We start from the raw sequence: 21,648 nt of genomic DNA, 5'->3' as shown, positions 1-21,648 counted from the left end.
GCTACGACGCGGACCGCGGGCCAAGGGGACCGTCCCGCAGGCATATGCGTTTCACACATAACTCACGTGACGTTTGCGACTGTTGGTGCTCGCCGTCGTCATGAGAACGTCGGTGCGCCGGGGACGGAGCTGAAGCACACCGTGCCGCCCGGCCACCGGCAGCGAGCGACCGATGACGCGGGGGGTGGATGTGAATCCGGAGTACGCCGTCTACTGTGACGCCGACCGTTGGTTCTACGACGCGCCACGCCGGGTGGCGGGGGAACGGGAGCGCGGCACCCTCTTCGAGCAGGAGGCGGGCCTCGCGCTGCCACCGGGGTGGGAGCGGCTGGACAGCGGCGACTGGACGGCGTTCTCGCCGGCCGGCATACGGCTCCCCGCACAGGGGTGGAAGATCCATGTCTCGGCGGGGCCGGACAACGCCGGCACGGTGCTGCGGAAGGCCGCGGAGTACTGCTTCGCGCAGCGGCTCGCCTTCAAGTTCGTACCCAGCCGCTATCTGCTGCACATCAAGAACGCCAAGTACGCCGACCGTGCGGGCAGCGGCAAGTTCCTCACGGTGTACCCCGAGGACGAACGGCGGTGCGAGGACTCGGCGCGGGAGCTGGACCGGCTGCTGGCCGGCGAGGAGGGTCCGTACATCCTGAGCGATCTGCGCTGGGGCGACGGTCCGGTGCACCTGCGCTACGGCGCGTTCGCCCGGCGGTACTGCCACGCCGACGACGGCGGGCTCGTCCCCGCCGTGGCGGACCCGGAGGGAAAGCTCGTACCCGATCCGCGCGGGCCGGCCTTCCGGCTGCCGGAATGGGTGACTCCCCCGGAGTTCCTCGCGCCGCACCTGGCGGCGCGCTCCGCGGACAGCCTGGCCGACCTGCCCTATACGGTCGAACGGGCACTGCACTTCTCCAACGGTGGCGGCGTCTACGCGGCGCGCGACCGGCGCACCGGCCGCCCAGTGGTCCTCAAGGAGGGCCGCCCGCATGCCGGGCTGGCCGCCGACGGCGCCGATGCGGTGGCCCGGTTACGGCGTGAACAGCAGGCGCTGGAGCGGCTGGACGGTCTGGACTGCGTCCCTCGGGTACTGGACTCCTTCACCCTTGGCGAGCACTGCTTCATGGTGCTGGAGTACATCGAGGGCACCACGCTCAACACCCTCTTCGCCCGAAGATTCCCCCTTTCCGAGGCCGATCCGCAGCCCGACCGGCTCGCCGCGCACACGGAGTGGGCGGAGCGGCTGTACCGGCTGGTCGAGCGGGCGGTGCGGCAGGTGAACGACCGCGGCCTGGTCTTCGGGGACCTGCACATGAGCAATGTGATGGTCTCGCCGGACGAGTCCTCGGTCACCCTCCTGGATTTCGAGGCCGCCGCACCGGCCGAGGAGAACCGGCGGCAGGTGGTGGCCAACCCCGCGTTCGTCGCTCCCGCCGACCGCCGCGGCAAGGCGATCGACCGGTACGCACTGGCCTGCCTGAGGCTGGCGCTTTTCGTGCCCCTCACCACGCTCTTCCCGCTCGACCGGGCCAAGGCCGGTCATCTGGCGGAGATCATCGCCGACCGTTATCCAGTACGGCGCGAGCTCCTGGACCAGGCGGTCGCGGAGATCACCGGTATCCCGCCGGCGCCCGCAGGGGCGCCCGAACGGCCTGCGTACCTTCCGGTGCGTCCGGACGACTGGCCGGCGAGCCGGGACTCCCTGGTGCGGGCCGTCCTCGGCTCCGCCACACCGCTGCGGGACGACCGCTTCTTCCCGGGCGACATCGCCCAGTTCTCCTCGCCGTGCGGCGGCCGGTCGTTCGGCTACGGCACCGCGGGCGTCCTGTACGCGCTGCAGAGCGCGGGCGTCCGCTGCGAAGAGGGCGAGGAGTGGCTGCTGCGGCGCAGCAAGGAGCCCGAGTCCGGGTCGCCGGTGGGCTTCTACGACGGGTTGTCCGGTGTGGCCTGGGCCCTGGCGCGGCTGGGCCATCGCACGGCGGCCGGTGAACTCGCCGACCTGGTGGCCCGGCAGCCGCTGGACGGGCTGAACGCCGATCTGCACTCCGGGCTGGCCGGGGTCGGCCTCTCCCTGCTGGAACTGTCCCAGCTCCTCGGGGAGGAGGCACTCCAGAAGACGGCGCTGCGCTGCGCCGAGCTGACTGCCCGCCGGCTTTCCGGCACACCCGCGGAGAACGCGCGCGCAGGGCTGCTGCACGGTGCGTCCGGGGCCGCGCTGCTCTTCATCCGCCTGTACGAGTGCTACCAGGACACCGCGCTCCTGGACGCCGCGGCGACGGCGCTGCGCAGGGACCTCGCCCGTTGTGTCCGCGACGAGGATCGAGGAGCGCTGCTGGTCCGCGAGGCCCGCCGTACGATGCCGTACCTCGGCGGCGGCAGCGTGGGCATCGGCACGGTCCTCGACGACTACCTCCTCCACCGGGCGGACGAGGAGTTCACGACGGCCCGCGCGGAGATCCTCCAGGCGGCGCGCTCCTCCTTCTACATCCAGCCGGGGCTGTTCAGGGGCGTGGCGGGGCTGATCCTGCATCTCACCCGCACCGCCACACCCGGTGACGACGGCCTGCGCGAGGACGTACGCCGGCTCGCGGAACTTCTCGCCTGGCATGCGATTCCCCGGCAGGGGGAGCTCGCGTTCCCCGGGGAGCAGCTGTCCCGGCTGTCGATGGACCTGTCCACCGGCACCGCCGGGTGTCTGCTCGCCCTCGGCAGTGTGCACCGCCCCGACCGGGCGCACCTGCCCTTCCTCCCGCCGCTGCGGCGGCCCACAGACCGGTCCCAGCCAGGGGCCGAAGGCAAGTAACCGCTCATCACACCGGAACACTCTCCCCAGAAAGGTAACCGTCATGGCGCTTCTGGATCTTCAGGCGATGGACACCCCGGCCGAGGAGGCCACCGGCGACCTGGGCACCGGCAGCCAGGTGAGCCTGCTCATCTGTGAGTACAGCTCCCTCAGCGTCGTCGCTTGCACCCCGTGACACGGGGCCGTTCTTCGTCCGGCTTCTGAGGCGCCGGTCAGGCATCGACGCCGACAGTGAGACGGTCCTCTGGTTCCGGGCGGGTTGTCCTCCGCCCGGAACCAGGCATGTCGGCACTCTCCCAGGAGGACCCATGGCCTCGCCCCCGGCGAGCACGGCGGAGCCGGGCCGCGCCGGCCCCCTGCTGCGGGCCGCCGCCCGGCACAGCGGAGGGCGGCTGGTGGTGGTCGCGCTGTGCGCCACCGCGGCGGCAGGTGTGACGCTCACCGTGCCCGCGGTGCTCGGCCGCGCCCTCGACCTGCTGCTCTCCGGCAGTGCGCACAGCACCACGGCGGTACTGACCTGCGCCGCACTGCTCATCGCAGAGATCGGGCTGGACACCGCCGTCGCCTGGCACGGCGGCACGGCCACGGCCCGTTCCACCGCGTGGCTGCGGCGGCGCGGCGTCCGGCGGCTGCTGGCCGCCGAACCGCACCGCGCCGAGTCGCTCGGCGCCGGCGACCTGGCCACCCGGCTGACCGCGAACACCACCGACGCGGGCACCGCACCCGTCACGGCGGTGACCGCCGTGACCGCGGTGCTGCCTCCGGTGGGCGCGCTGGTGGCCCTGTTCGTCATCGACGCCTGGACCGCGCTGGCCTTCCTCGCGGGCGTCCCACTGCTGCTGCTCCTGTTGCGCTCCTTCATCCGGGGCACCACCGACAGCAACGCCGCCTACCAGCGGACGCAGGCCACGATCGCCGGTCGGCTGGCCGAAGCGCTGACCGGCGCGCGGACCATCGCAGCGGCCGGCACCGGGGACCTGGAGCGCGCACGCATTCTGGCCCCACTGGACGAACTCGGCGCGCAGGGCCGCCGCATGTGGCGGGTGTACGGGCTCGCCGTGGCCGGCAGCACCGTCCTGATGCCGCTGCTGACCACCGTGGTACTCGCCGTGGGCGGGCTCCGGCTGGCCGCTGGGGAGATCAGCGTCGGGGAGCTGCTCGCGCTGTCCCGTTACGCGACCTACGCCGCGGGCATCGGCACGGTCACCGGAGCGCTGAGCACCCTGGTACGCGGGCGCACTGCGGCGCGCCGCGTGGGAACGCTGGAAGAACTCCCGGCGCTGCGCCACGGCGAGGCACGGCTGCCGGCCGACGGCGAGGGCACGCTGGAGCTGCGTGGCCTCACCGTCACCCGGGACGGCACACGGCTGCTCGACATTCCCTCACTGCGGCTGCCGGGCGGCACCACCACCGCCGTCGTCGGGCCCTCGGGTTCCGGCAAGACACTGCTGGCCGCCGTGGCCGGACGGCTGCTCGATCCGGACACCGGAACGGTGACCCTGGACGGCGTACCGCTGGCCGACCTGACCTACCAGGAGACCCGGCACGCGATCGGCACCGCGTTCGCGCGCCCCGCGCTCTTCGGCCGCACCGTCGAGGACGCCCTCGCCTGCGGTCCCCGGCGGTACCCGCCGCAGGACGTACGCAGGGCGGCGCGCGCGGCCGGTGCGGACGGCTTCGTCACACTGCTGCCGCACGGCTACCGCACCCCGCTCGAAGCGGCTCCCCTCTCCGGCGGTGAACGTCAACGGCTCGGTCTCGCCCGTGCCTTCGCCGGAAGCGAGCGCTTCCTGATCATGGACGATGCCACGTCCAGCCTCGACACGGTCACCGAACAGCAGGTCAACCGCGCACTGGTCTCCGGTGAGGTGCGGGCCCGTACCCGGCTCATCGTTGCGCACCGGCCGTCGTGCGCCGCCCTCGCCGACACGGTGGTGTGGCTGGAGAAGGGAACGGTGCGGGCCACCGGAACCCACCGGCAACTGTGGCAGGACCCGGATTACCGCGCCAACTTCGCCGTGCCGACGACCGGAATCGGCCGGTGAGCGCCCTCGACGAGCGCGCGGTGCCCCTCGGTCGGCAGCGGGGCGCGCAGACACGGGCTCGTACGGAGCGGGGAGCGGGGAAGCCGGTGCGGCGCCTGTGGCGGCCCGGCCGCCGCTTCCTCGGGCAGCACCTGCGTCCGCTCGCCGTGCTCGCGGGCTGGTCGCTGCTGGAGTCCGGGCACACCTTCCTCGGCGGGTACGGCGCGGCACGCGCGCTGGACGACGGTTTCCTGGCAGGGCGCCCGGTGACCGGCCTGCTCTGGCTGGCGGCCGCGGCAACCGCCGCCGTACTGGGCGGCTTCGCCGTCCGCGGGGTGTTCACGGGCCTGGCCGGGCTGGTGGAGCCGCTGCGCGACGGACTCGTTCGACGTACGGTGCGCGGTGCGCTGGCCGGTGCGCTCGCCGACCCCGCCCGTGCCGACACCGCGGCGGTCTCCCGGCTCACCGGGCAGACGGAGGCGGCACGGGACGGCTTCGCCGGGGTGCTGCTCACCCTGCGCTCGTTCGTGTTCACCGCGGCGGGCGCGCTGCTCGGGCTGGGGGCGCTCGCTCCTCTGCTGCTGCCGTTCGTGGTGCTGCCGCTCGTGCTGGGCATCGGCCTGTTCCTGGCGGTGCTCTCCCCCATGGCGGCGCGGCAACGAGCCTATCTCGACGCCGACGAGGCACTGGCGGCCGCCGCCGGACGGACCTGCGAGGGGCTGCGGGACATCACCGCCTGCGGTGCCGGCCCGCGCACCGCAGAGGAGTTGACGGAGCTCGTCGCGGCCGAGGCCGCCGCGTCCCGGGCGCTGGCCCGGTGGTCGGCGGCGCGCACCGTGGCACTCGGCGTCTCGGCGCACCTTCCGGTGCTGTCGTTGCTGGCCAGTGCGCCGTGGCTGCTGCGGAACGGTGTCACCGCCGGAGCCCTGGTCGGCGCCCTCACCTATCTGACCCAGTCCCTGCTGCCTGCGCTCAACACGCTCATGACCGCACTCGGCGCCACGGGAACCCGGCTGCTGGTGGTACTCGACCGGCTGGCCGGTGGGGCCCCCTCCCCGGCGCACCGCCCGCGCCCCGTTGACGGACCGGGAACCCGGCCGGTTCCTGCCACGCCGGGTGCCACGGGCGCGGGCCCGCTGAGGACTGCCGCCTCCCCGCCCGCTCCCGTACGCGACGCCGTGGGGGCGCGCCCGCCCGCCGTCCAACTCCGCGCCGTGACCTTCGGATACGGGGCCCGCCCCGTGCTGGAACGGCTGGACCTCACCGTGCGGCACGGCGAGCACCTGGCCGTGGTGGGGCCCAGCGGGATCGGGAAGTCCACCCTGACCGCACTCGTCTCAGGGATGCTGTCCCCGCAGGCAGGTGAGATCCTGGTGGACGGCGGTACGGTCGTGGGCCGCCCCGCAAAGGAGCTGGCGCGGCGGCGGTCGCTCGTGCCGCAGGAGGCCTACGTCTGCAGCGGCACCGTCCGGGAAAACCTCTGCTATCTGCGGCCGGAGGCCACGGACGGGGAACTGGACGCCACCCTCGAAGCGCTGAGCCTGCACCGGCTGGTGGACGGGCTCGGCGGGCTGTCGGCGTCCGTGGAGCCGCATCGGCTCTCTGAGGGGGAACGCCAGCTGTTCGCCCTTGCCCGCGCCCATCTCTCCGCCGCCCCGCTGCTCCTTCTCGACGAGGCGACCTGCCACCTGTCCCCGCGGGAGGAGGAGCGCGCCGAGACGGCACTCGCCGCGCGGCCGGGCACGCTGATCGTGGTGGCCCACCGGCTCTCCTCGGCCCGGCGCGCCGACCGGGTGCTGGTGCTGGACGGGACGAGGCCCGCATCGGGCACCCATGACGAGCTGTTGGCCGCTTCGCCCCTCTACCGGGATCTCGTCGGCGTCTGGAGCGGCGGCGCAGGCCGCTGAGGTCCGCGCCGGGATGCTCATATCCAGCCGTGCTGCCGGCAGAGGCGGATGGCGTCCATACGGTTGCGGGCGTTCACCTTGCGCGTCGCCGCGGCCAAGTAGTTGCGCACGGTGCCGATCGAGAGGTTGAGAATCCGTGCGATGTCGGACGTCGCCTGGCCGTCGGCGGTGAGGGACAGGACGGTCACCTCTCTGGCCGACAGCGGCATGTCCTTGGCCCGGAGGAAGTCCAGGGCGAGGGAGTCGTCAACGAAGCTCTCGCCCTCGGCGAGCGTCCGGATCGCCTTCACCAGGGTGCCCACATCCCCGTCGCGGTCCACGAAGGCACGGGCACCCGCGTCGCATGCCTTGAGCAGCAGCCTCGGCCGTCCCGTCGGTACCAGCACGAGCAGCTCCCCCACACGGCGGGCGTTCGGCCGGAACCGGCCGAACGCCTCCAAGGCCGCCGCGGCGCCGGAGGACTGACAGTCCAGTACGGCCACGTCGGAGCGGAGCGCCACCGCCTGCCCGTGCCAGTTCCGACAAGGCACCGCAGTCACCTCGAAAGACGGCTCCGCGCGTAACAACGCCACGAGCGCCGACCGGAAGAGGTCCACGTCGTGCGCCACGGTCACCTGGATCATTGCCCCACCCTTCGGTTCGTCCCACCCGGATGCGGTCGTCGCGCTCCCCGCTCGCCGGCCGCACCGCAGGAGTGCCCGCATACTTCGAAAGTGAACTTTTCTCCCCGGCCGTCCCGTTGCATTGCAGGCGCATCGTCAGTCCCTGTGCCCCCTGTCGTGCGCCGTGGTACCCCCTGCGCGACCGTGCGGGGGACTTCCTCAGCGGCGTACGGGAGCCGGGGCGGGCCTGCCGGTCACGGACGCGGCCAGGGGCGGCCGCCGATGCGTTCGATGCCGGTGTTGAAGCGCCGCAGGTAGGCGGCGAAGGCGGCGATGTCCTCGTCGGACCAGTCCACCAGGATGTCGTCCAGTATGTGGATCAGGTCCTCGCGTTCCTCGTCGAGCATCTGCGTGCCCTTGTCCGTGATCCGGAACTTGCGGGCCATGCCCCCGGCGGGGTCGGGGATGCGCTCAACGAGTCCGGCGCGCATCGCAGCGGCCGTCTGCCGGTTGAGGGTGGAGGCGTCGAGGCCGAAGGCGTCGCTCAGCTCGCCGATCGACATCGGCCCCTGCATACGGATGCGGCTGAGCAGGACGTAGGCGCTGCGCTCCAGCGCACCGTCCTTGTGCCGGCCGCCCCGCTTGTTCAAGAACGTGTGGCGACTGAGCAGCATCTGCTCGTACTCGACCTCGTGCGTCGGCCTGACCATGCGTCCCGCCGCCTCCTGCTTTCCGCTCCTGCCGCGCCGCTGACGCATCGCGCCCCTGGGTGGCTCCTTGCCGCCATCCTCTCATGAATATGCACCACGCACATAATGTGGCCCATACATGTGACGTGTACGATGCACATCGCTGCGAGCACAGTCGTGGTGCCGCGAACACAGTCAAGGAGTCCGCCATGGACGCCCCCCGCTCGACATCCCGCCCAGGTGGCGTGGTCGCCACGCTGGCGGTCGCCGGCATCACGGCGGCGACCACGCAGACGCTGGTCACCCCGCTCCTCGCCGAGCTGCCGACGATCCTGCACACCAGCGCCTCCAACGCCGCCTGGGTGATCACCGCCACGCTGGTGGTCGGCGCCGTCTGTGTCCCCGTCTTCGGCCGCCTCGGTGACCTGGTCGGCAAGCGCCGGATGCTGCTCGTGTGCGCCGTGCCGCTGGTGGCCGGCTCGGTGGTGTGCGCGCTCGCCTCCTCCGTGCTCCCGATGATCGCCGGACGGTGCCTCCAGGGCATGGGGATGGGCATGGTGCCGCTCGGCATCGCCCTTCTGCGCGATGTGGTCCCGAAGGAGCAGCTCAGCTCCTCCATCGCGCTGGTCAGTGCGTCGATGGGCATCGGCGGCGGGCTCGGCCTGCCGATCGCCGCCGCCGTCGCCCAGTACGCGAGCTGGCGCGTGCTCTTCTGGGGCTGCGCCGGGCTGGCCCTGGTGGTCGCCGCCCTGCTGTGGTTCTTCATCCCGGACGTGCCGGCCGGCGCCAAGGGCCAGCGCTTCGACGGGCCCGGCGCCATCGGGCTCGGCACCGGCCTGGTCTGCCTGCTGCTCGCGGTCTCCAAGGGGGCCGACTGGGGCTGGAGTTCGGCCACCACGCTCGGCCTCCTCGCCGCCGCCGTCGTGGTCCTGGCCCTCTGGGGGTGGTGGGAGCTGCGTACGCGGGACCCGCTGATAGACCTGCGCACCACCGCCCGTCCCCGCGTGCTGCTCACCAATGCCGCCTCGGTCTTCGTCGGCTTCGGCATGTACGCCGGCATGCTCGTCATGCCGCAGCTGCTCCAGTTCCCCGAGGCCACCGGTTACGGCCTGGGGCAGTCGATGCTCGCGGCCGGCCTGTGGATGGCGCCCGGCGGCATCATGATGATGCTGGTCTCCCCGCTCGGCGGGAAGCTCACCGACGCGCGCGGCCCGAAGTTCACACTGATCTGCGGCGCCCTGGTCATCGCCGCCGGCTACGGGCTGTCCATGGTGCTGATGGGCACCGCCTGGGGCATGATGCTCTTCGCCCTCGTGATCAACAGTGGCGTGGGCCTCGCGTACGGCTCCATGCCCGCGCTCATCATGAGTTCGGTCCCGCAGTCGGAGACCGCCGCCGCCAACGGCTTCAACACCCTGATGCGCTCGCTGGGCACCTCGGTCGGTGCCGCCGTGATCGGGGTGATCCTCGCCCAGCTGACCACCACGGCGGGCGGCCACACCTTCACCTCCGAGAGCGGCTTCCGCACCGCCCTGCTCGTCGGCTGCGGCATCGCGCTCATCGCCGTCGCGATCGCGGCCGCCATACCGGGCGGGCCGCGCGCCGCCGCCGACGCCGGCCCGGCCACCGGGACCGAACCCGGACACCTCGCCTCCGCACCGCGGCACGGCTGACAGCCCGTACCGCAGCACCGCTACAGAGAGGAACAGGACCGCCGATGTCCTACCCCCACAGCCCGTCCGGCTCCTCCCCCGCCGGGGAACCCGCACTCGACCTCGACGCCCTCAAGGCCCGCTACCGGACCGAACGGGAGCGCCGGATCCGGCCCGAGGGCGGCCGCCAGTACCAGCCCGTCACCGGCCGGTTCGGGTACTACGACGAGGACCCGTACACCGAGCCGGCGCCCGCCCGTGAGCCGCTGCGCGACGCGGTCGAAGTGGTCGTCCTCGGCGGCGGGTTCGGCGGTCTCCTGGCGGGCGCCCGCCTCCGTCAGGCGGGCGTGGAGTCGATCCGGGTGATCGAGAAGGGCGGCGACTTCGGCGGCACCTGGTACTGGAACCGGTACCCCGGCATCCACTGCGACATCGAGTCGTACATCTACATGCCGCTGCTGGAGGAGGTCGGCTACGTCCCGAAGTGGAAGTACGCGCCGGGCGAGGAGATACGGCAGCACGCGCAGGCCATCGCGCGTACCTTCGACCTCTACCGCGACGCCGTGTTCCAGACGCAGGTGACCGGGCTGCGCTGGTCCGACGAGACGGACGAGTGGCTGGTGAGCACCGACCGGGACGACCTGATCAGGGCCCGGTACGTGATCACGGCCAGCGGCACGCTGAGCGAGGCGAAGCTCCCGGGCATCCCCGGCATCGAGACGTTCCGGGGCCACACGTTCCACACCAGCCGCTGGGACTACGCCTACACGGGCGGCGACGCCGACGGCGGCCTGCACAAGCTGGCCGACAAGCGGGTCGCCCTGATCGGTACGGGCGCCACGGCCATCCAGTGCGTGCCCCACCTCGGCGCGGACGCGGAGCGGCTGTACGTGTTCCAGCGGACGCCCTCCTCGGTCGACGTGCGCGGCAACCGCCCCACGGACCCCGAGTGGGCCGCCACCCTCTCCCCCGGCTGGACGCGGGAGCGCAGGGACAACTTCCTCGCCCTCGTCACCGGCGGCCGGGTCGAGGAGGACCTGATCGACGACGGCTGGACCAGCAGCGCCCGGCTCCAGCAGAAGCTCATCCCGAGCGACAGCTACCGGGACGTGCCGCCCGAGGAGCGGGAGCGCGCCTACGAACTCGCCGACTACCAGAAGATGGACGAGATCCGGGCGCGGGTCGACGAGGTCGTCACGGACCCGAGGACGGCGGAACTGCTCAAGCCGTGGTACCGCTACATGTGCAAGCGGCCCACGTTCAGTGACAGTTACCTGCAGACCTTCAACCGGCCCAACGTCACCCTGGTGGACACCGCCGACAGCCACGGCGTGGAGCGGATCACCGAGAACGCCGTGGTGGTCGGCGGCGTCTCGTACGAGGTCGACTGCATCGTCTTCGGCACCGGCTTTCAGGTCGGCGTCTCGGGCATCACCTCCGGACGGCTGCCGGTGCACGGCAGAGGGGGCATCGCCCTGCCCGAGGCGTGGCGGGAGGGCCCCCGGACGCTGCACGGCTTCTACACCCACGGCTTCCCCAACCTCTTCCAGCTCGGCCCGCTGCAGAACGCCAGCTCCGTGAATTACGTGCACATCCTCGACGAGCAGGCGACCCACGTCGCCGAGGTCGTCGCCGGGGCACGCGCGCGGCGGGCCCGGTACGTGGAGCCCACCGCCGAGGCCGAGGCCGCCTGGGTCGCGACGATCCGCGAGAAGGCGCCCGACCTGTACGCGTTCCAGGCCGAGTGCACCCCCGGCTACTACAACAACGAGGGCATGCCGCGGAAGCGCAGCGAGTCGTACGGGGACGGGCCGGTCGCCTTCCACGCGCTGCTCCGGGAGTGGCGCGCCAACGGCGGCCTGGACGAGGTCCTCGTCGAGGCCGGGCCGGACGAGGCCCGAGGAGGAGCGCGACGATGACGGAGCATTCCAGCCGGTACGGTTCCACCGCGTCCGCACCGGCCTCGGGCAGCACACGGTGGGACGTCCGGCGGCTCAACCTGCCCAGCCCGCTGTGGGGTTCGAACGGTGTCGCGTTCGGGCCCGACGGGCGGCTGTACGCCGCGCAGTTCCTGGCCGGGCAGATCAGCGCCGTGGACCCGGCCACCGGGTACGTCGAGACGATCGTACCGATGGACGGTCCGGTGCAGTCGCCGGACGACCTCGCCTTCGGCGCCGACGGCTCGATGTACATCACCGACCTGGTCCCGGGGCGGGTGTGGCGCCGCAGCCCGCAGGGCGAGTACCGCCTCGTCTCCGACGAGGTGCAGGTGCCCAACGGCATCACCTGCGTCGGCGACCGGCTCTTCGTGAACGAGATGCGGATGAACGGCCGGCTGCTGGAGCTGTTCCCGGACAGCGGTGCCGCGCCGAAGGTGCTCACCGAGGGGCTGGCGCTGGGCAACGCGATGCAGCTCGGCCCCGACGGCCACCTGTACTACCCGCACATGGTGACGGGGCAGGTCTGGCGGATCCCTCCGGACGGCGGCAGCCCGGAAGTGGTCGCCGAGGACGTGCACGAACCGGTCGCGGTCCGCTTCGACCGGGGCGGCGTCCTGATGGTCCTGTCCCGGGGCCGGTCCGGCATCGTGACCCGCATCGACCTGCACGGCACGGGCTCCCGGTCGCTCGTCACCAGCGGACTCGTGGGCCTCGACAACGCGGCGTTCGACACCGAGAACCGGATGTTCGTCTCCAGCTTCGCCACCGGCGGCATCACCGAGCTGCATCCCGACGGCCGGACGCGGGAGATCGTGCCCCGCGGCCTCGACGGCCCCTTCGGGGTCACCGTGGACCGGGCCGGCACGGTGTACGCGGCCGACCACTACCGCGTGGCCGGGCCGGAGAGCCGCGCGGCGGACGGCACGGACGAGGTCACCACGCACGTCCTGCGGCCCTTCGCGCACGGCATCGCCGCCGGCGACGGGCTTCTGCACCTCACCTCGCAGTACGGCGAGGTCACCACCTACGACCCCGAGCGCGGCACCACCCGGGTCCGGGCGACCGGGCTGCGGCGGCCGACGGGCATCGCCGTACGGCCGGGCGGCGGGCTGGCCGTCGCGGAGACGGACGCCGGCCGGGTCCTGGCCCTGGACGAGAACGGCGAGGGGGACGGGTCGGGGCACGACACCGTGACCGTGCTCGCCGAAGGACTCGACCACCCCGTGGATGTGGCGTTCGACGCCGCGGGGCGCTGTTACGTGAGCGACGAGCGGCGCGGCGCCGTGCTCCGGATCGAGGCCGGGCGGGCCGAGACCGTCGCGGACGGGCTCGATGCCCCGCAGGGGCTGGCCGTGCTGGGCGACGAGGTCTTCGTCGTGGAGACCGGTTCGCGGAAGCTGCGGGCCGTGTCGCTCACCACCGGGGCGCACCGGACCGAGGCCGAGGACCTGCCGGTCGGGCTGCCGCCGGGCACCGGGCCCCGTACCGATCCGGCGCTGTTCACCCACGGCATGCCCGGCGTGCCGCGGCTGTTCGCCGGCCTCGCCGCGGCGCCCGACGGCTCGCTGCTGCTCTCGGCCAACGGCGAGGGAACCGTACTGCGCCTCTCTCCCCGCGAGGGAGCCACCGTTCACCGTGCCGGAGTCCCCGGCGGAGAGGAAACCCCATGACGAAGACAGGCCTGTCGGGACGTGGTGTCGTGGTCACCGGAGCCGCTTCCGGGATCGGCCGGGCCGCGGCCCTGAAGTTCGCGGCGGAGGGCGCCCGGGTACTGGTCGCGGACCTGAACGGGGACGGCGCCGAGGACGTCGTCCGCGAGATCGGGAAGGCCGGGGGCGCGGCGCTCGCCGTCGCCGGTGACCTCAGCGACCAGCAGGTGGTGGACGCGGTCGTCGAGCGGGCCGTCACGGAATTCGGCGGCCTGGACGTCCTGGTGAACAACGCCGGGATCATGGACCGGATGTCGGCGCTGGGCGAGACCGACGACGCGGAGTGGGAGCGCGTCGTACGGATCAACCTGACCGCGCCGTTCCTGCTGACGCGCGCCGTGCTGCCGCACATGCTCGACGCGGGGCGCGGGTCGATCGTCTTCACCGCTTCCGAGGCCGGCCTGCGGGGCGGCGCGGCGGGCGCGGCCTACACCGCCTCCAAGCACGGGGTGGTCGGCCTGGTGAAGAGCCTCGCCGTGATGTACCGGAAGCAGGGCATACGGGCCAACGCCATAGCCCCCGGCCCCACCGCCACCAACATCGGCGTCGACGCGGCGCCCGATGCCCACGGTCCTGCCCTCATCGGCCAGTTGATCGGCGCGAACATCGGCCGGCTGGGCAGCGCCGAGGAGCAGGCGGACGCCATCGTCTTCCTGGCGTCCGACGCGGCGGCGTTCGTCAACGGCGCCGTCCTCCCGGTCGACGACGGCTGGGCGGCCGTCTGACGGAGGACGCACGCGAGGGCCGTGCCGCGCGAACTGTCGCGCGGTACGGCCCCGTTGACGCAGGCGTGCGGGTCAGTCCTCCTTCGGCAGGTGGCCGAGGAAGTCCAGCAGCTCCGCGTTGACCTCGGCGGGGCGCTCCTGCTGGGTCCAGTGGCCGCAGCCGGGGAGCGTCACCTTGCGGTGCAGCTTCGGCGCGACCTTGTCGAGGGAGTCGACGATCCGGTCGATGCCGTGCAGGGAGGTGACCATGTCGCGGTCGCCGGTGACGTACAGCGCCGGTACGTCGATGCCGCGGCCGCGGAACACCGCGAGGAGTTCGTTGTTCCGCTCGATGTTGCGGTACCAGTTGAGGGGGCCGGTGAAGGCACGGTCGCCATGGTTCGCGTAGTCGCGGGCGAAGGTGTCGATGTCCTCCGGGGTGAGCCAGGACGGCAGTTCGGGGTCCGGGCCCGTACCGAGCAGCGGGGTGCCCTCGGGGACGACCCAGGGGCGCGGCCTTTCGTTGGCGGGGTTGTCGCCCGAGCCGTTGAACAGCATCCGGCGGAAGGTCGAGGGCAGGTCCCGGGCCAGCTCGGCGTCCGCGACGCCCGGCTGCTGGAAGTAGACCTGGTAGTAGCGGTCGCCGTACTGCTTCCGGCTGACGGAGGGCGGCGCCATCCCGGCGGGCAGCACCGGCGGCACGCTGAGCCCGGCGACGGCCCGTACGACGTCCGGGCGGAGCAGGGCCGCGGTCCAGGCGACCGGCGCGCCCCAGTCGTGCCCGACGACCACGGCCCGCTCCTCGCCCAGCGCGTGGATCAGGGCGATCACATCGCCGGTGAGGTGCAGCAGGCTGTACGCGTCGGCGTCGGCGGGCTGCTCACTGCGGGCGTACCCCCGCTGGTCGGGCGCGACGACCCGGTACCCGGCCTCGACCAGCGGTCCGAACTGGTGGCGCCAGGAGTACCAGCTCTCCGGAAAGCCGTGCAGCAGGACGACCAGAGGTCCCCGGCCCTGCTCCGCGATGTGCAGCTTGACCCCGTTGACCTCGACGAAGCGGTGCTCGATCCCGGCAGTCACATGTCCTCCTGACGTGGGTGTGGACAGTGCGGTCCGGGACTACCCCGGACGACATGAGCAAAAGCTTACGCTCATGTCATAGCTCCCTGTCATCCCCTCCCGTCGAAGACCGGCCGACGGTGGCCGGGCGCGTACCATGGGCGCATGAACTGGCCGGCCACCGAGCGCTACTACCCCACTGCCGTGCCCGGCGGCCTCGGTCTCGTCCAGGATCTGCTGAACACCGCGTCCGGCGGACGACCACGTCAGCCCGACCTGCTGGCGGAGGTGGCGTCCGCGCAGGAGTGGGCAGCGACGGCGCTGCGCTCCTGGGCCGAGGGCACCGGGCGCGGTCGGGTGCGGCTGACGCTCACCGAAGCGGATCTGCCGGAGCTGCGGCGGCTGCGCGAACAGCTGCGGCGAGCGCTGACCGCCCGGCAGGGGGCGGCGGCGGACGCCGACGCCGTGCGCTTCACCTCGTGTCCGGTCCGGGTCAGCCTGCACGGGGACGCGGCGCTGACCGCCGAGCCCGAGGGCGAGGGCTGGCGCTGGCTGACCTCAGCGGTACTGGGCGAGGCCCTGCTGGCACAGGCCACCGGGACCTGGCAGCGGCTGAAGATCTGCCGCAACGAGAAGTGCGGCGGCGCGTTCTACGACCGCTCGCGCAACAACAGCGGGGTCTGGCACTCCACGCGCGGCTGCGGCAACGCCGCCAATCTGCGCGCCTCCCGGCAGCGCCGCCGGGAGCGGGAAAGCGCACAGGACAGTACGGACGCGCCGGGCGGCTGAGACTGCCGCGGACGTGCGGGGCGGCCCGTCAGTCAAGGTGGAACACCTCGGTCAGCGGGCGCATGGCCTCGTCCGGCCGCACGCCGTCCAGCGTCTCGAAGAAGGGTGCCATCTCTGCCTGCCACCGGGCGTTGACGTCCGTGGCGGCCATGGCCTCCTGCGCGGCGGCGAAGTCATGGGTCTCCAGATAGCCCACGAGCAGGCCGTCCTCGCGAAGGAAGAGCGAGTAGTTGTGCCAGCCAGCAACGGAGAGGGCTGCCAGCATGTCCGGCCACACCTCGGCGTGGCGCCGACGGTATTCGTCGAGCCGCTCGGGACGGACTTTCAGCAGGAAGCAGACACGCTGCACGGGAACCGTCCGACCGTTTGAAAGGTTTCACACAGGAGGTCCCGAACGTAGCCGAGCACGGTCCGCGACGTCAACGCCCCGGTACGCCGCTCCCGGCCGTCAGGCGCAGAGGGCGTTCGCGGACTGCTGCCAGCGGGCGCGTACCGACTTGCCGCCCGGCAGGTCCACGACCTCCACGTCGGTGGCCAGCCGCTGGACGATGTGCCAGCCGTGGCCGCCCGCGCCGCCCAGGTCGCCCTGGCGGGCGACGGGTGCCGCCGCGCTCGCGTCGTGGAGCTCCACCACCAGGAAGCCCTCCTGCACCGAGACGTTCAGCCGCCACCAGCCCGAGGCGTGCCGTTCGGCGTTGGCGATCAGCTCTGACACCACGAGCACCACCGCATCCCGGTCCACCCATGGACATTGCTCCGACAGGAAGGCGGCTGTGGCGCGCCTGGCCTGGGAGACGTCGGCCTCCTGCGAACTCGTGATCATCCCGCTCGTTCCTCCGGTACGCACCGGTATCCCGCTGTGGGCGCGGCGGAAGCATGCGCACACTTGTCGCATGGTACGGGTTCCGTCCCGCACTGTGCCGTTCCGCGTCGCCATGTTCGGAGGTGCTGGTGCCCGCCGTGGCAGCTCTCACACCGGCCCGTCCGGACGAGGGCCGTGGCACGTGCCTCGGGCACGGCCCCTTCCGCAGGTCGTGCGGCCGGTGGGGCGCCGAATTCTTCTCGGGGTGACGAATGTTTAAGTCCCCCATTCGGGGCAGTACGTGAGTGGGAACCGTCAGCACACCCGCGCCCGCGTACCCGGCCGAGCCGACCGGCCGGCACCCGGGCCGGCCACCCCCACAGGAGGTACCGCGCTCGTGTCCACCGACAACGAAGCACTGAACGTCGAGGTCGAGGTCGAGGTCCGGAGCTCCGACACCGCCGTCGTCACCGTCGGCGGTGAGCTGGACCTCGACTCGGCGACCCTGCTCCACCACCATCTGGTCAACCAGCTCCACCACGGCCGCAAGCACCTTGTACTGGACCTGGCCGCCCTGGACTTCATGGACTCCATGGGGCTGAACGTCCTGCTGCGCGCGACCCGGGAGGCGCGGCAGGTGTCCGGCAACCTCTACGTCGCGGCCGTGACGCCCGCCGTGAGCCGGCTCCTGGACCTGACGGGGCTGAGCGCCACCAGCCCGGTCTACGCGACCGTGGCGGACGCCCTGGCCGCCATCGACACCGCCCCGGCCGCTCCGCAGGCGTAGCGGGACGGTGAAGCCCCCGGTGCCCCGGGGGCTTCACCGTTCCGCGCAGCGCCCGCTCAGCCCGGCTGGACGACCCGTACGGCCAGGGCGAGGGTGTCGTCGGAGTGCAGTATGACGCGGTGCATGTCCTCGGCGATGGCACCGGGGATCTCGTCGATCGGCAGGTGCCGGTGGTTCCGGGCGCTGTCGATGAGCCGGCGTTCGCCCTCCAGCGGGTCGCGGCGGCTCTCGGTCAGGCCGTCGGTGTAGAGCATGAGGAGATCGCCGGCCACGAGGCGGGTGTCCAGCACCGTATCGCTGCCGGGTGCGGGGAAGCCGATGCCCCGCCCGCGCGCCTCCTGGTACTCCCCCGTGCCGTCCGCGCGCAGCACGAGGGCGGGCGGGTGGCTCCCGTTGGCCAGCTGGAGGCGGCCGGTCGCCGGGTCGATCCTGGCCAGCAGGACCGTCGCCATCAGGTCGGGGTCGAAGGGCGCGAGGACTTCGTTGACCCGTTCGACGATGAAATGCAGCGGATGGCCTTCGAGGGCCAGCGTGCGGACGGCATGGGTGACATTGAGCGCGCTCTTGGTGCTGCGTACGCCGTGCCCGAGGGCGTCCACGACGGTGATGTGCACGGTTCCGTCGGGCAGCACGAACCAGTCGTAGAAGTCGCCGCCGGTCGGCGCTGCCGCCTCGGCCGGCGCGTAGTGCACCGCCAGCTCCAGGCCGTCGACGGCGATGGGAGACGGCCGCAGGGCGTCCTCCAGCTCGCGCAGCATCTTGCCGTGCGCGTTGCGCAGCTGCTCGTCGCGCTCCTCGAGCTGGACGTAGAGCGCGAGCACGCCGCTGTTGGTCTCGGCGAGTTCGTGCTTGAGGCGCTGGTGCTCGGCGTTGACGGCGTCCACGTGCGCGAGGGCGGTGCGCAGCTCCTCCTCCAGCGCGGCGACCTCGGCCGAGGGAGCCGGCGGCTGCCCCGCCCCGTCCTGCCGCGCGGCCCGGTCCCCGTCCGCCTCCACGGCCTGCCGCCCGTCGACGACCATCGACAGCGCGCCGCCCTCTTGGCCGAGCCCTTCGGCGGGCACGTCGCCGAGCCCGCCGGAGCCGGGCGGCGTGCCGGGCGTGACGCGCCAGACCGCGGCGCCGTCGGTGGTGGCCTGCGCGGGCAGCGGCAGACCCGAGGTGGGCAGCAGACAGCGCTTGAGCGGGGCGCGCAGGATGACGGTCAGCGGACTCGGCTCGCCGCTCTGCCGTGCGGGCAGCGTCTCCAGCACGGTGTAGCCGCCCGCCTGGAACTCCTGCTGCGCGACCGCCGATATGGCGAGGACCAGCCGGGCCCGGGTCTCGATGGGCAGCCGGTGGGCGTCGCCGAGGCGGCGCACCGCACCGCGGAGCGCCGGCAGCGTGTGAAAGGTCTGCGGGGTCACGGCATTCTCTGTCGGGGAGTGGCGGCCAGTACGGTCGCGTCGTCGCGGGTGATCCGGTGTCCGTGTGCGAGGGAGGCGGCCAGCAGCGCCGGCGGCAGCCTGAGGGTGAAGCGCGGGGGCGTCCGGCTCCAGCGGTGGTTGATGCCGTCCGTGTGCAGTACCGCGATCGTGGCCGGGCCCAGCGGGATGTCGCCGACCCGGCCGCCGGTGGGCAGTTGCAGGCCGGCGATGCCGGGACGGCCCGTGAGCCGGTGGTGGACACCCTCCGGGCCGACCGCCAGGGCCCGGATGTTGCCGACGCCGCAGTACTCGCCGCGCTCCTCGTGCAGGCGCAGCAGTCCCACCGCGGCCCCGCGGGTGCGCCGCAGGGCCCGGTGGACGGTGGTGAGCACGTCCGGCAGCGGCGCGTCCGGTACCCGGCGGAAGGCCCGCAGCGCCGTCTGCGCGGCCTCGGCCGCGAGCGCACCGTGGCCCAGGCCGTCGACGACCATCGCGGTACGGACGTCGCCGGTGTCGATGACCGTGCAGGCGTCGCCGCTGTCCTGCTCACCGTCGGCGGGGAGACACACCGCGCCCACCCCGTCGTCGCATGCCGGGAGCTGATCCGGTGCGCAGAGCCGGGCGCAGGCCAGCGTGCCCTCGGCGGAGCCGCTGCGGATGCTGAAGTGGGACGCTATCCGGCGCACCGCGCCCAGGCCGGCGCCGAGGGTGCCGGTGGTGCTGAAGCCGTCCGAGAGGCAGCGCTCCAGCTCGGGCATGCCGGGGCCGCGGTCGGCGGCGAGCACCTCCAGGCCGCCGCCCGTGGGCAGCTGCTGGAGGTAGAGGACGCCGTCCGTGGCGTGCTTGGCGAGGTTGCTGCCCAGCTCGGACGCGATGACCGCGGCCTGGTCGGGCAGCGCGCCGGGCAGCCCGGACCGCTCGGCGAGCTGCCGGGCGGTCCGGGCCGCGACGTGAACCGCGCTGTAATGATCGATGCGGACGGCGAGGGTGGGCGGGACGGAAGGGTCGGTCAACGGCTCGCCCACCGTGTGGCCACAACGGTCGTGCCACGGCCTTCCGTAGTGTCCACCTCGAACTCGTCCATCAGCCGCCGCGCGCCGCCCAGTCCGTGCCCCAGCCCGGCGCCCGTGGTGTAGCCGTCGGTGAGGGCGGTCGCCAGGTCGGCGATGCCGGGCCCCTTGTCCCGTACGACCAGGCGCAGCCCCGCCTCGTCGGCGCGGGCCGGGTGCTCGATGGTGAGGGTGCCGCCCCCGCCGTGGATGTAGGCGTTGCGGGCCAGTTCGCTGGCGGCCGTGACCACCCGGGTCTGGTCCACGATGCCGAAACCGGCACGGATGGTGGCCGCCCGCACGGCGTGCCGTACGGCCAGCAGGTCCTCCTCGCTCTCGACGGGGTACACCGACGGCGCCTCCCGGCCGCCGGTGACCGCCTCTTGCGGTCCGGCGCCGGTCAAGTCGGCGACGTCCGCGTGCAGTTCACCTATGGGCGTCACGCGAGACTCCCTCGGGTGCCTGGGGACTTCGGTGCCAGCCCAGGGCGGTCAGGCCCTGTTCGGCGTTGAGCGCGGTCTCCACACCGGTCAGCTGGAGGCCGAGCTCGACCAGGGTGATGGCGACGGGGGGCTGCATGCCGGCCACTATGACCCGCGCGCCGAGCAGCCGGGACATCGTGGTCAGTTCCATGAGCATCCGCGCCACGTAGGAGTCGATGATCTCCAGACGGGAGATGTCGATCAGTACGCCGCGGGCGGCGTCGGACGTGATCCGCTCGGTCAGCTCGTCGGCGAAGGCGACGGCCGTCTTGTCGTCGAGCTCGTTGAGCAGCCCCGTCACCAGGACGTCGCCGAGGCGGAGGATCGGCACTCCGGTCGATGCGGGCACGGTCATCGCTCCGTCAGGGTGGCCGTCGCGGGCGTGTCCCTGAGTTCGATGGCCGCGGACAGCGCGTCGGCGAGCGTGGCACGGGTGAGGATGGTCGACAGGTCGATGCCCAGCTGGGCGATGGTCTGCGCGATGGGCGGGCGGATGCCGCTGATCACGCAGTCGGCGCCCATCAGCCGTACGGCGTTGACCGTATGCATCAGGTGCTGCGCGACCGCGGTGTCCACCGTGGGGACGCCGGTGATGTCGATGATGGCGACCCGCGCCTCGTGCTCCTGGATCGCCTGGAGGAGGTTCTCCATGACCACTTGGGTGCGGGCGGTGTCCAAGGTGCCGATCAGGGGGACGGCGAGCACCTGGCGCCACAGGCGCACCACCGGAGTGGAGACCTCCAGCAGCTGCCGGCTCTGCCGCCGGATGATCTCCTCGCGGCCCTCGACGTACGTGTCGAAGCAGAGCGCCCCGGCGCTGTCCAGCAGCTGGTTGACCAGCAGGGCGGCGGCGAACAGCTCGTCGCCGTCGTGCGTCCGCCGCTGCACCGCCTCCAGCAGCGCTTCCTTGAGGGTGAGCACCGCCATGGACGTCGCGATCGGCGCCGCGCCCTTGCGGGCCCTGCGCATGGAGAACTCGGACACCGCGCGGCGCAGGTCCTGGTGGGTGGCGACCGCCCGCTCCACGGGTACGTCGCTCTGCAGGCCGCCGAGGACGGCGCCGACCAGCCCGTCGGCCTCCTCGCGCAGTGTGCCCTCGCTCAGGTCGGTGACCTGCTCGGTCCGCGCCAGCTGCAACTGCACCCAGCGGTCGGCGATGTCGTCGGCCTCTGCCTCCAGCGCACCGGCGACGAGCTCACGCGCGCCGCTCTCGGTGGAACTCAAAACCACGGTCCTTCCAGGTCAACGGCGATTCC

Annotated in this window: 20 protein-coding genes; 10 read left to right on the top strand and 10 right to left on the bottom strand. The window is 72.7% G+C overall.

What is annotated here, in order from left to right:
* The first annotated feature begins 190 nt into the window (after positions 1-190).
* The 4 genes from lanKC (at position 191) to ACZ6WH_RS02135 (ending at position 6,725) form a co-directional block, all read left to right on the top strand.
* Entirely contained in the window at positions 191-2,794 is a 2,604-nt protein-coding gene (gene lanKC / locus ACZ6WH_RS02150) for a class III lanthionine synthetase LanKC (RefSeq protein ID WP_469726223.1), read from the top strand.
* A gap of 43 nt (positions 2,795-2,837) precedes the next feature.
* The gene (locus tag ACZ6WH_RS02145; protein ID WP_361551950.1) at positions 2,838-2,969 is read left to right on the top strand and encodes a SapB/AmfS family lanthipeptide; all 132 of its coding nucleotides are present in this window, start codon (positions 2,838-2,840) and stop codon (positions 2,967-2,969) included.
* 133 nt (positions 2,970-3,102) lie between these two features.
* The gene (locus tag ACZ6WH_RS02140) at positions 3,103-4,839 is read left to right on the top strand and encodes an ABC transporter ATP-binding protein (RefSeq protein ID WP_469725296.1); all 1,737 of its coding nucleotides are present in this window, start codon (positions 3,103-3,105) and stop codon (positions 4,837-4,839) included.
* The gene (locus tag ACZ6WH_RS02135; protein WP_469725295.1) at positions 4,836-6,725 is read left to right on the top strand and encodes an ATP-binding cassette domain-containing protein; all 1,890 of its coding nucleotides are present in this window, start codon (positions 4,836-4,838) and stop codon (positions 6,723-6,725) included. Before ACZ6WH_RS02140 ends, ACZ6WH_RS02135 begins: the two co-directional genes overlap by 4 nt.
* Positions 6,726-6,742: 17 nt before the next feature.
* Here the strand turns inward: ACZ6WH_RS02135 and ACZ6WH_RS02130 are convergent, their stop codons facing one another.
* Positions 6,743-7,348, bottom strand: a complete 606-nt coding sequence (locus tag ACZ6WH_RS02130; RefSeq protein ID WP_469725294.1) for a response regulator transcription factor — start codon at positions 7,346-7,348, stop codon at positions 6,743-6,745.
* Between the two features lie 233 nt (positions 7,349-7,581).
* Positions 7,582-8,037 carry a MarR family winged helix-turn-helix transcriptional regulator gene (locus ACZ6WH_RS02125; RefSeq protein ID WP_432850342.1) on the bottom strand — a complete coding sequence of 152 codons (456 nt, stop codon included), beginning with the start codon at positions 8,035-8,037 and terminating at the stop codon, positions 7,582-7,584.
* A 188-nt stretch (positions 8,038-8,225) separates the two neighbouring features.
* On the opposite strand from ACZ6WH_RS02125, the gene ACZ6WH_RS02120 reads away from it, so the two are divergent.
* Genes ACZ6WH_RS02120 through ACZ6WH_RS02105 form a run of 4 tightly spaced genes read left to right on the top strand, consistent with a single transcriptional unit; the run spans position 8,226 to position 14,042 of the window.
* The gene (locus tag ACZ6WH_RS02120) at positions 8,226-9,689 is read left to right on the top strand and encodes an MFS transporter (protein ID WP_469725293.1); all 1,464 of its coding nucleotides are present in this window, start codon (positions 8,226-8,228) and stop codon (positions 9,687-9,689) included.
* A gap of 44 nt (positions 9,690-9,733) precedes the next feature.
* Complete coding sequence (locus ACZ6WH_RS02115; RefSeq protein ID WP_469725292.1) at positions 9,734-11,587, top strand: flavin-containing monooxygenase; 1,854 nt, start codon at positions 9,734-9,736, stop codon at positions 11,585-11,587.
* Positions 11,584-13,278: an outer membrane protein assembly factor BamB family protein gene (locus ACZ6WH_RS02110; protein WP_469725291.1), complete on the top strand. Its 1,695-nt coding sequence runs from the start codon at positions 11,584-11,586 to the stop codon at positions 13,276-13,278. Before ACZ6WH_RS02115 ends, ACZ6WH_RS02110 begins: the two co-directional genes overlap by 4 nt.
* The gene (locus ACZ6WH_RS02105) at positions 13,275-14,042 is read left to right on the top strand and encodes an SDR family NAD(P)-dependent oxidoreductase (protein WP_469725289.1); all 768 of its coding nucleotides are present in this window, start codon (positions 13,275-13,277) and stop codon (positions 14,040-14,042) included. The genes ACZ6WH_RS02110 and ACZ6WH_RS02105 overlap by 4 nt, the downstream gene beginning before the upstream one ends.
* A gap of 72 nt (positions 14,043-14,114) precedes the next feature.
* Here ACZ6WH_RS02105 and ACZ6WH_RS02100 read toward each other — a convergent pair whose 3' ends face one another.
* On the bottom strand, positions 14,115-15,101 hold the full coding sequence (locus ACZ6WH_RS02100) for an alpha/beta fold hydrolase (protein ID WP_432850347.1): 987 nt from the start codon (positions 15,099-15,101) through the stop codon (positions 14,115-14,117).
* Positions 15,102-15,245: 144 nt separating this feature from the next.
* On the opposite strand from ACZ6WH_RS02100, the gene ACZ6WH_RS02095 reads away from it, so the two are divergent.
* Positions 15,246-15,869 (top strand): CGNR zinc finger domain-containing protein, encoded by a 624-nt coding sequence (locus ACZ6WH_RS02095; protein ID WP_469725287.1) that lies wholly within the window; start codon positions 15,246-15,248, stop codon positions 15,867-15,869.
* Positions 15,870-15,897: 28 nt separating this feature from the next.
* Here the strand turns inward: ACZ6WH_RS02095 and ACZ6WH_RS02090 are convergent, their stop codons facing one another.
* Together ACZ6WH_RS02090 and ACZ6WH_RS02085 are read right to left on the bottom strand one after the other, a co-directional pair.
* On the bottom strand, positions 15,898-16,218 hold the full coding sequence (locus ACZ6WH_RS02090) for an L-rhamnose mutarotase (RefSeq protein ID WP_469725286.1): 321 nt from the start codon (positions 16,216-16,218) through the stop codon (positions 15,898-15,900).
* A gap of 99 nt (positions 16,219-16,317) precedes the next feature.
* Complete coding sequence (locus ACZ6WH_RS02085) at positions 16,318-16,692, bottom strand: ATP-binding protein (protein WP_361551980.1); 375 nt, start codon at positions 16,690-16,692, stop codon at positions 16,318-16,320.
* A gap of 376 nt (positions 16,693-17,068) precedes the next feature.
* On the opposite strand from ACZ6WH_RS02085, the gene ACZ6WH_RS02080 reads away from it, so the two are divergent.
* On the top strand, positions 17,069-17,458 hold the full coding sequence (locus ACZ6WH_RS02080) for an STAS domain-containing protein (protein ID WP_361551983.1): 390 nt from the start codon (positions 17,069-17,071) through the stop codon (positions 17,456-17,458).
* Positions 17,459-17,514: 56 nt separating this feature from the next.
* On the opposite strand, the gene ACZ6WH_RS02075 is transcribed toward ACZ6WH_RS02080, so the two are convergent.
* Genes ACZ6WH_RS02075 through ACZ6WH_RS02055 form a run of 5 tightly spaced genes read right to left on the bottom strand, consistent with a single transcriptional unit; the run spans position 17,515 to position 21,616 of the window.
* On the bottom strand, positions 17,515-18,861 hold the full coding sequence (locus ACZ6WH_RS02075) for a PP2C family protein-serine/threonine phosphatase (protein WP_469725284.1): 1,347 nt from the start codon (positions 18,859-18,861) through the stop codon (positions 17,515-17,517).
* Entirely contained in the window at positions 18,858-19,874 is a 1,017-nt protein-coding gene (locus ACZ6WH_RS02070; protein ID WP_469725282.1) for an ATP-binding protein, read from the bottom strand. Before ACZ6WH_RS02070 ends, ACZ6WH_RS02075 begins: the two co-directional genes overlap by 4 nt.
* Positions 19,871-20,314 (bottom strand): ATP-binding protein, encoded by a 444-nt coding sequence (locus ACZ6WH_RS02065; protein WP_432864017.1) that lies wholly within the window; start codon positions 20,312-20,314, stop codon positions 19,871-19,873. Before ACZ6WH_RS02065 ends, ACZ6WH_RS02070 begins: the two co-directional genes overlap by 4 nt.
* A gap of 22 nt (positions 20,315-20,336) precedes the next feature.
* Positions 20,337-20,747, bottom strand: a complete 411-nt coding sequence (locus ACZ6WH_RS02060; RefSeq protein WP_469725280.1) for an STAS domain-containing protein — start codon at positions 20,745-20,747, stop codon at positions 20,337-20,339.
* On the bottom strand, positions 20,744-21,616 hold the full coding sequence (locus ACZ6WH_RS02055; RefSeq protein ID WP_469725279.1) for an STAS domain-containing protein: 873 nt from the start codon (positions 21,614-21,616) through the stop codon (positions 20,744-20,746). The genes ACZ6WH_RS02060 and ACZ6WH_RS02055 overlap by 4 nt, the downstream gene beginning before the upstream one ends.
* Positions 21,617-21,648 lie beyond the last annotated feature (32 nt).

Source organism: Streptomyces sp. NPDC050806 (assembly GCF_055586425.1).
Note: the sequence above shows the minus strand (reverse complement) of the source record. Positions and strands in the feature narration are given on the sequence as shown.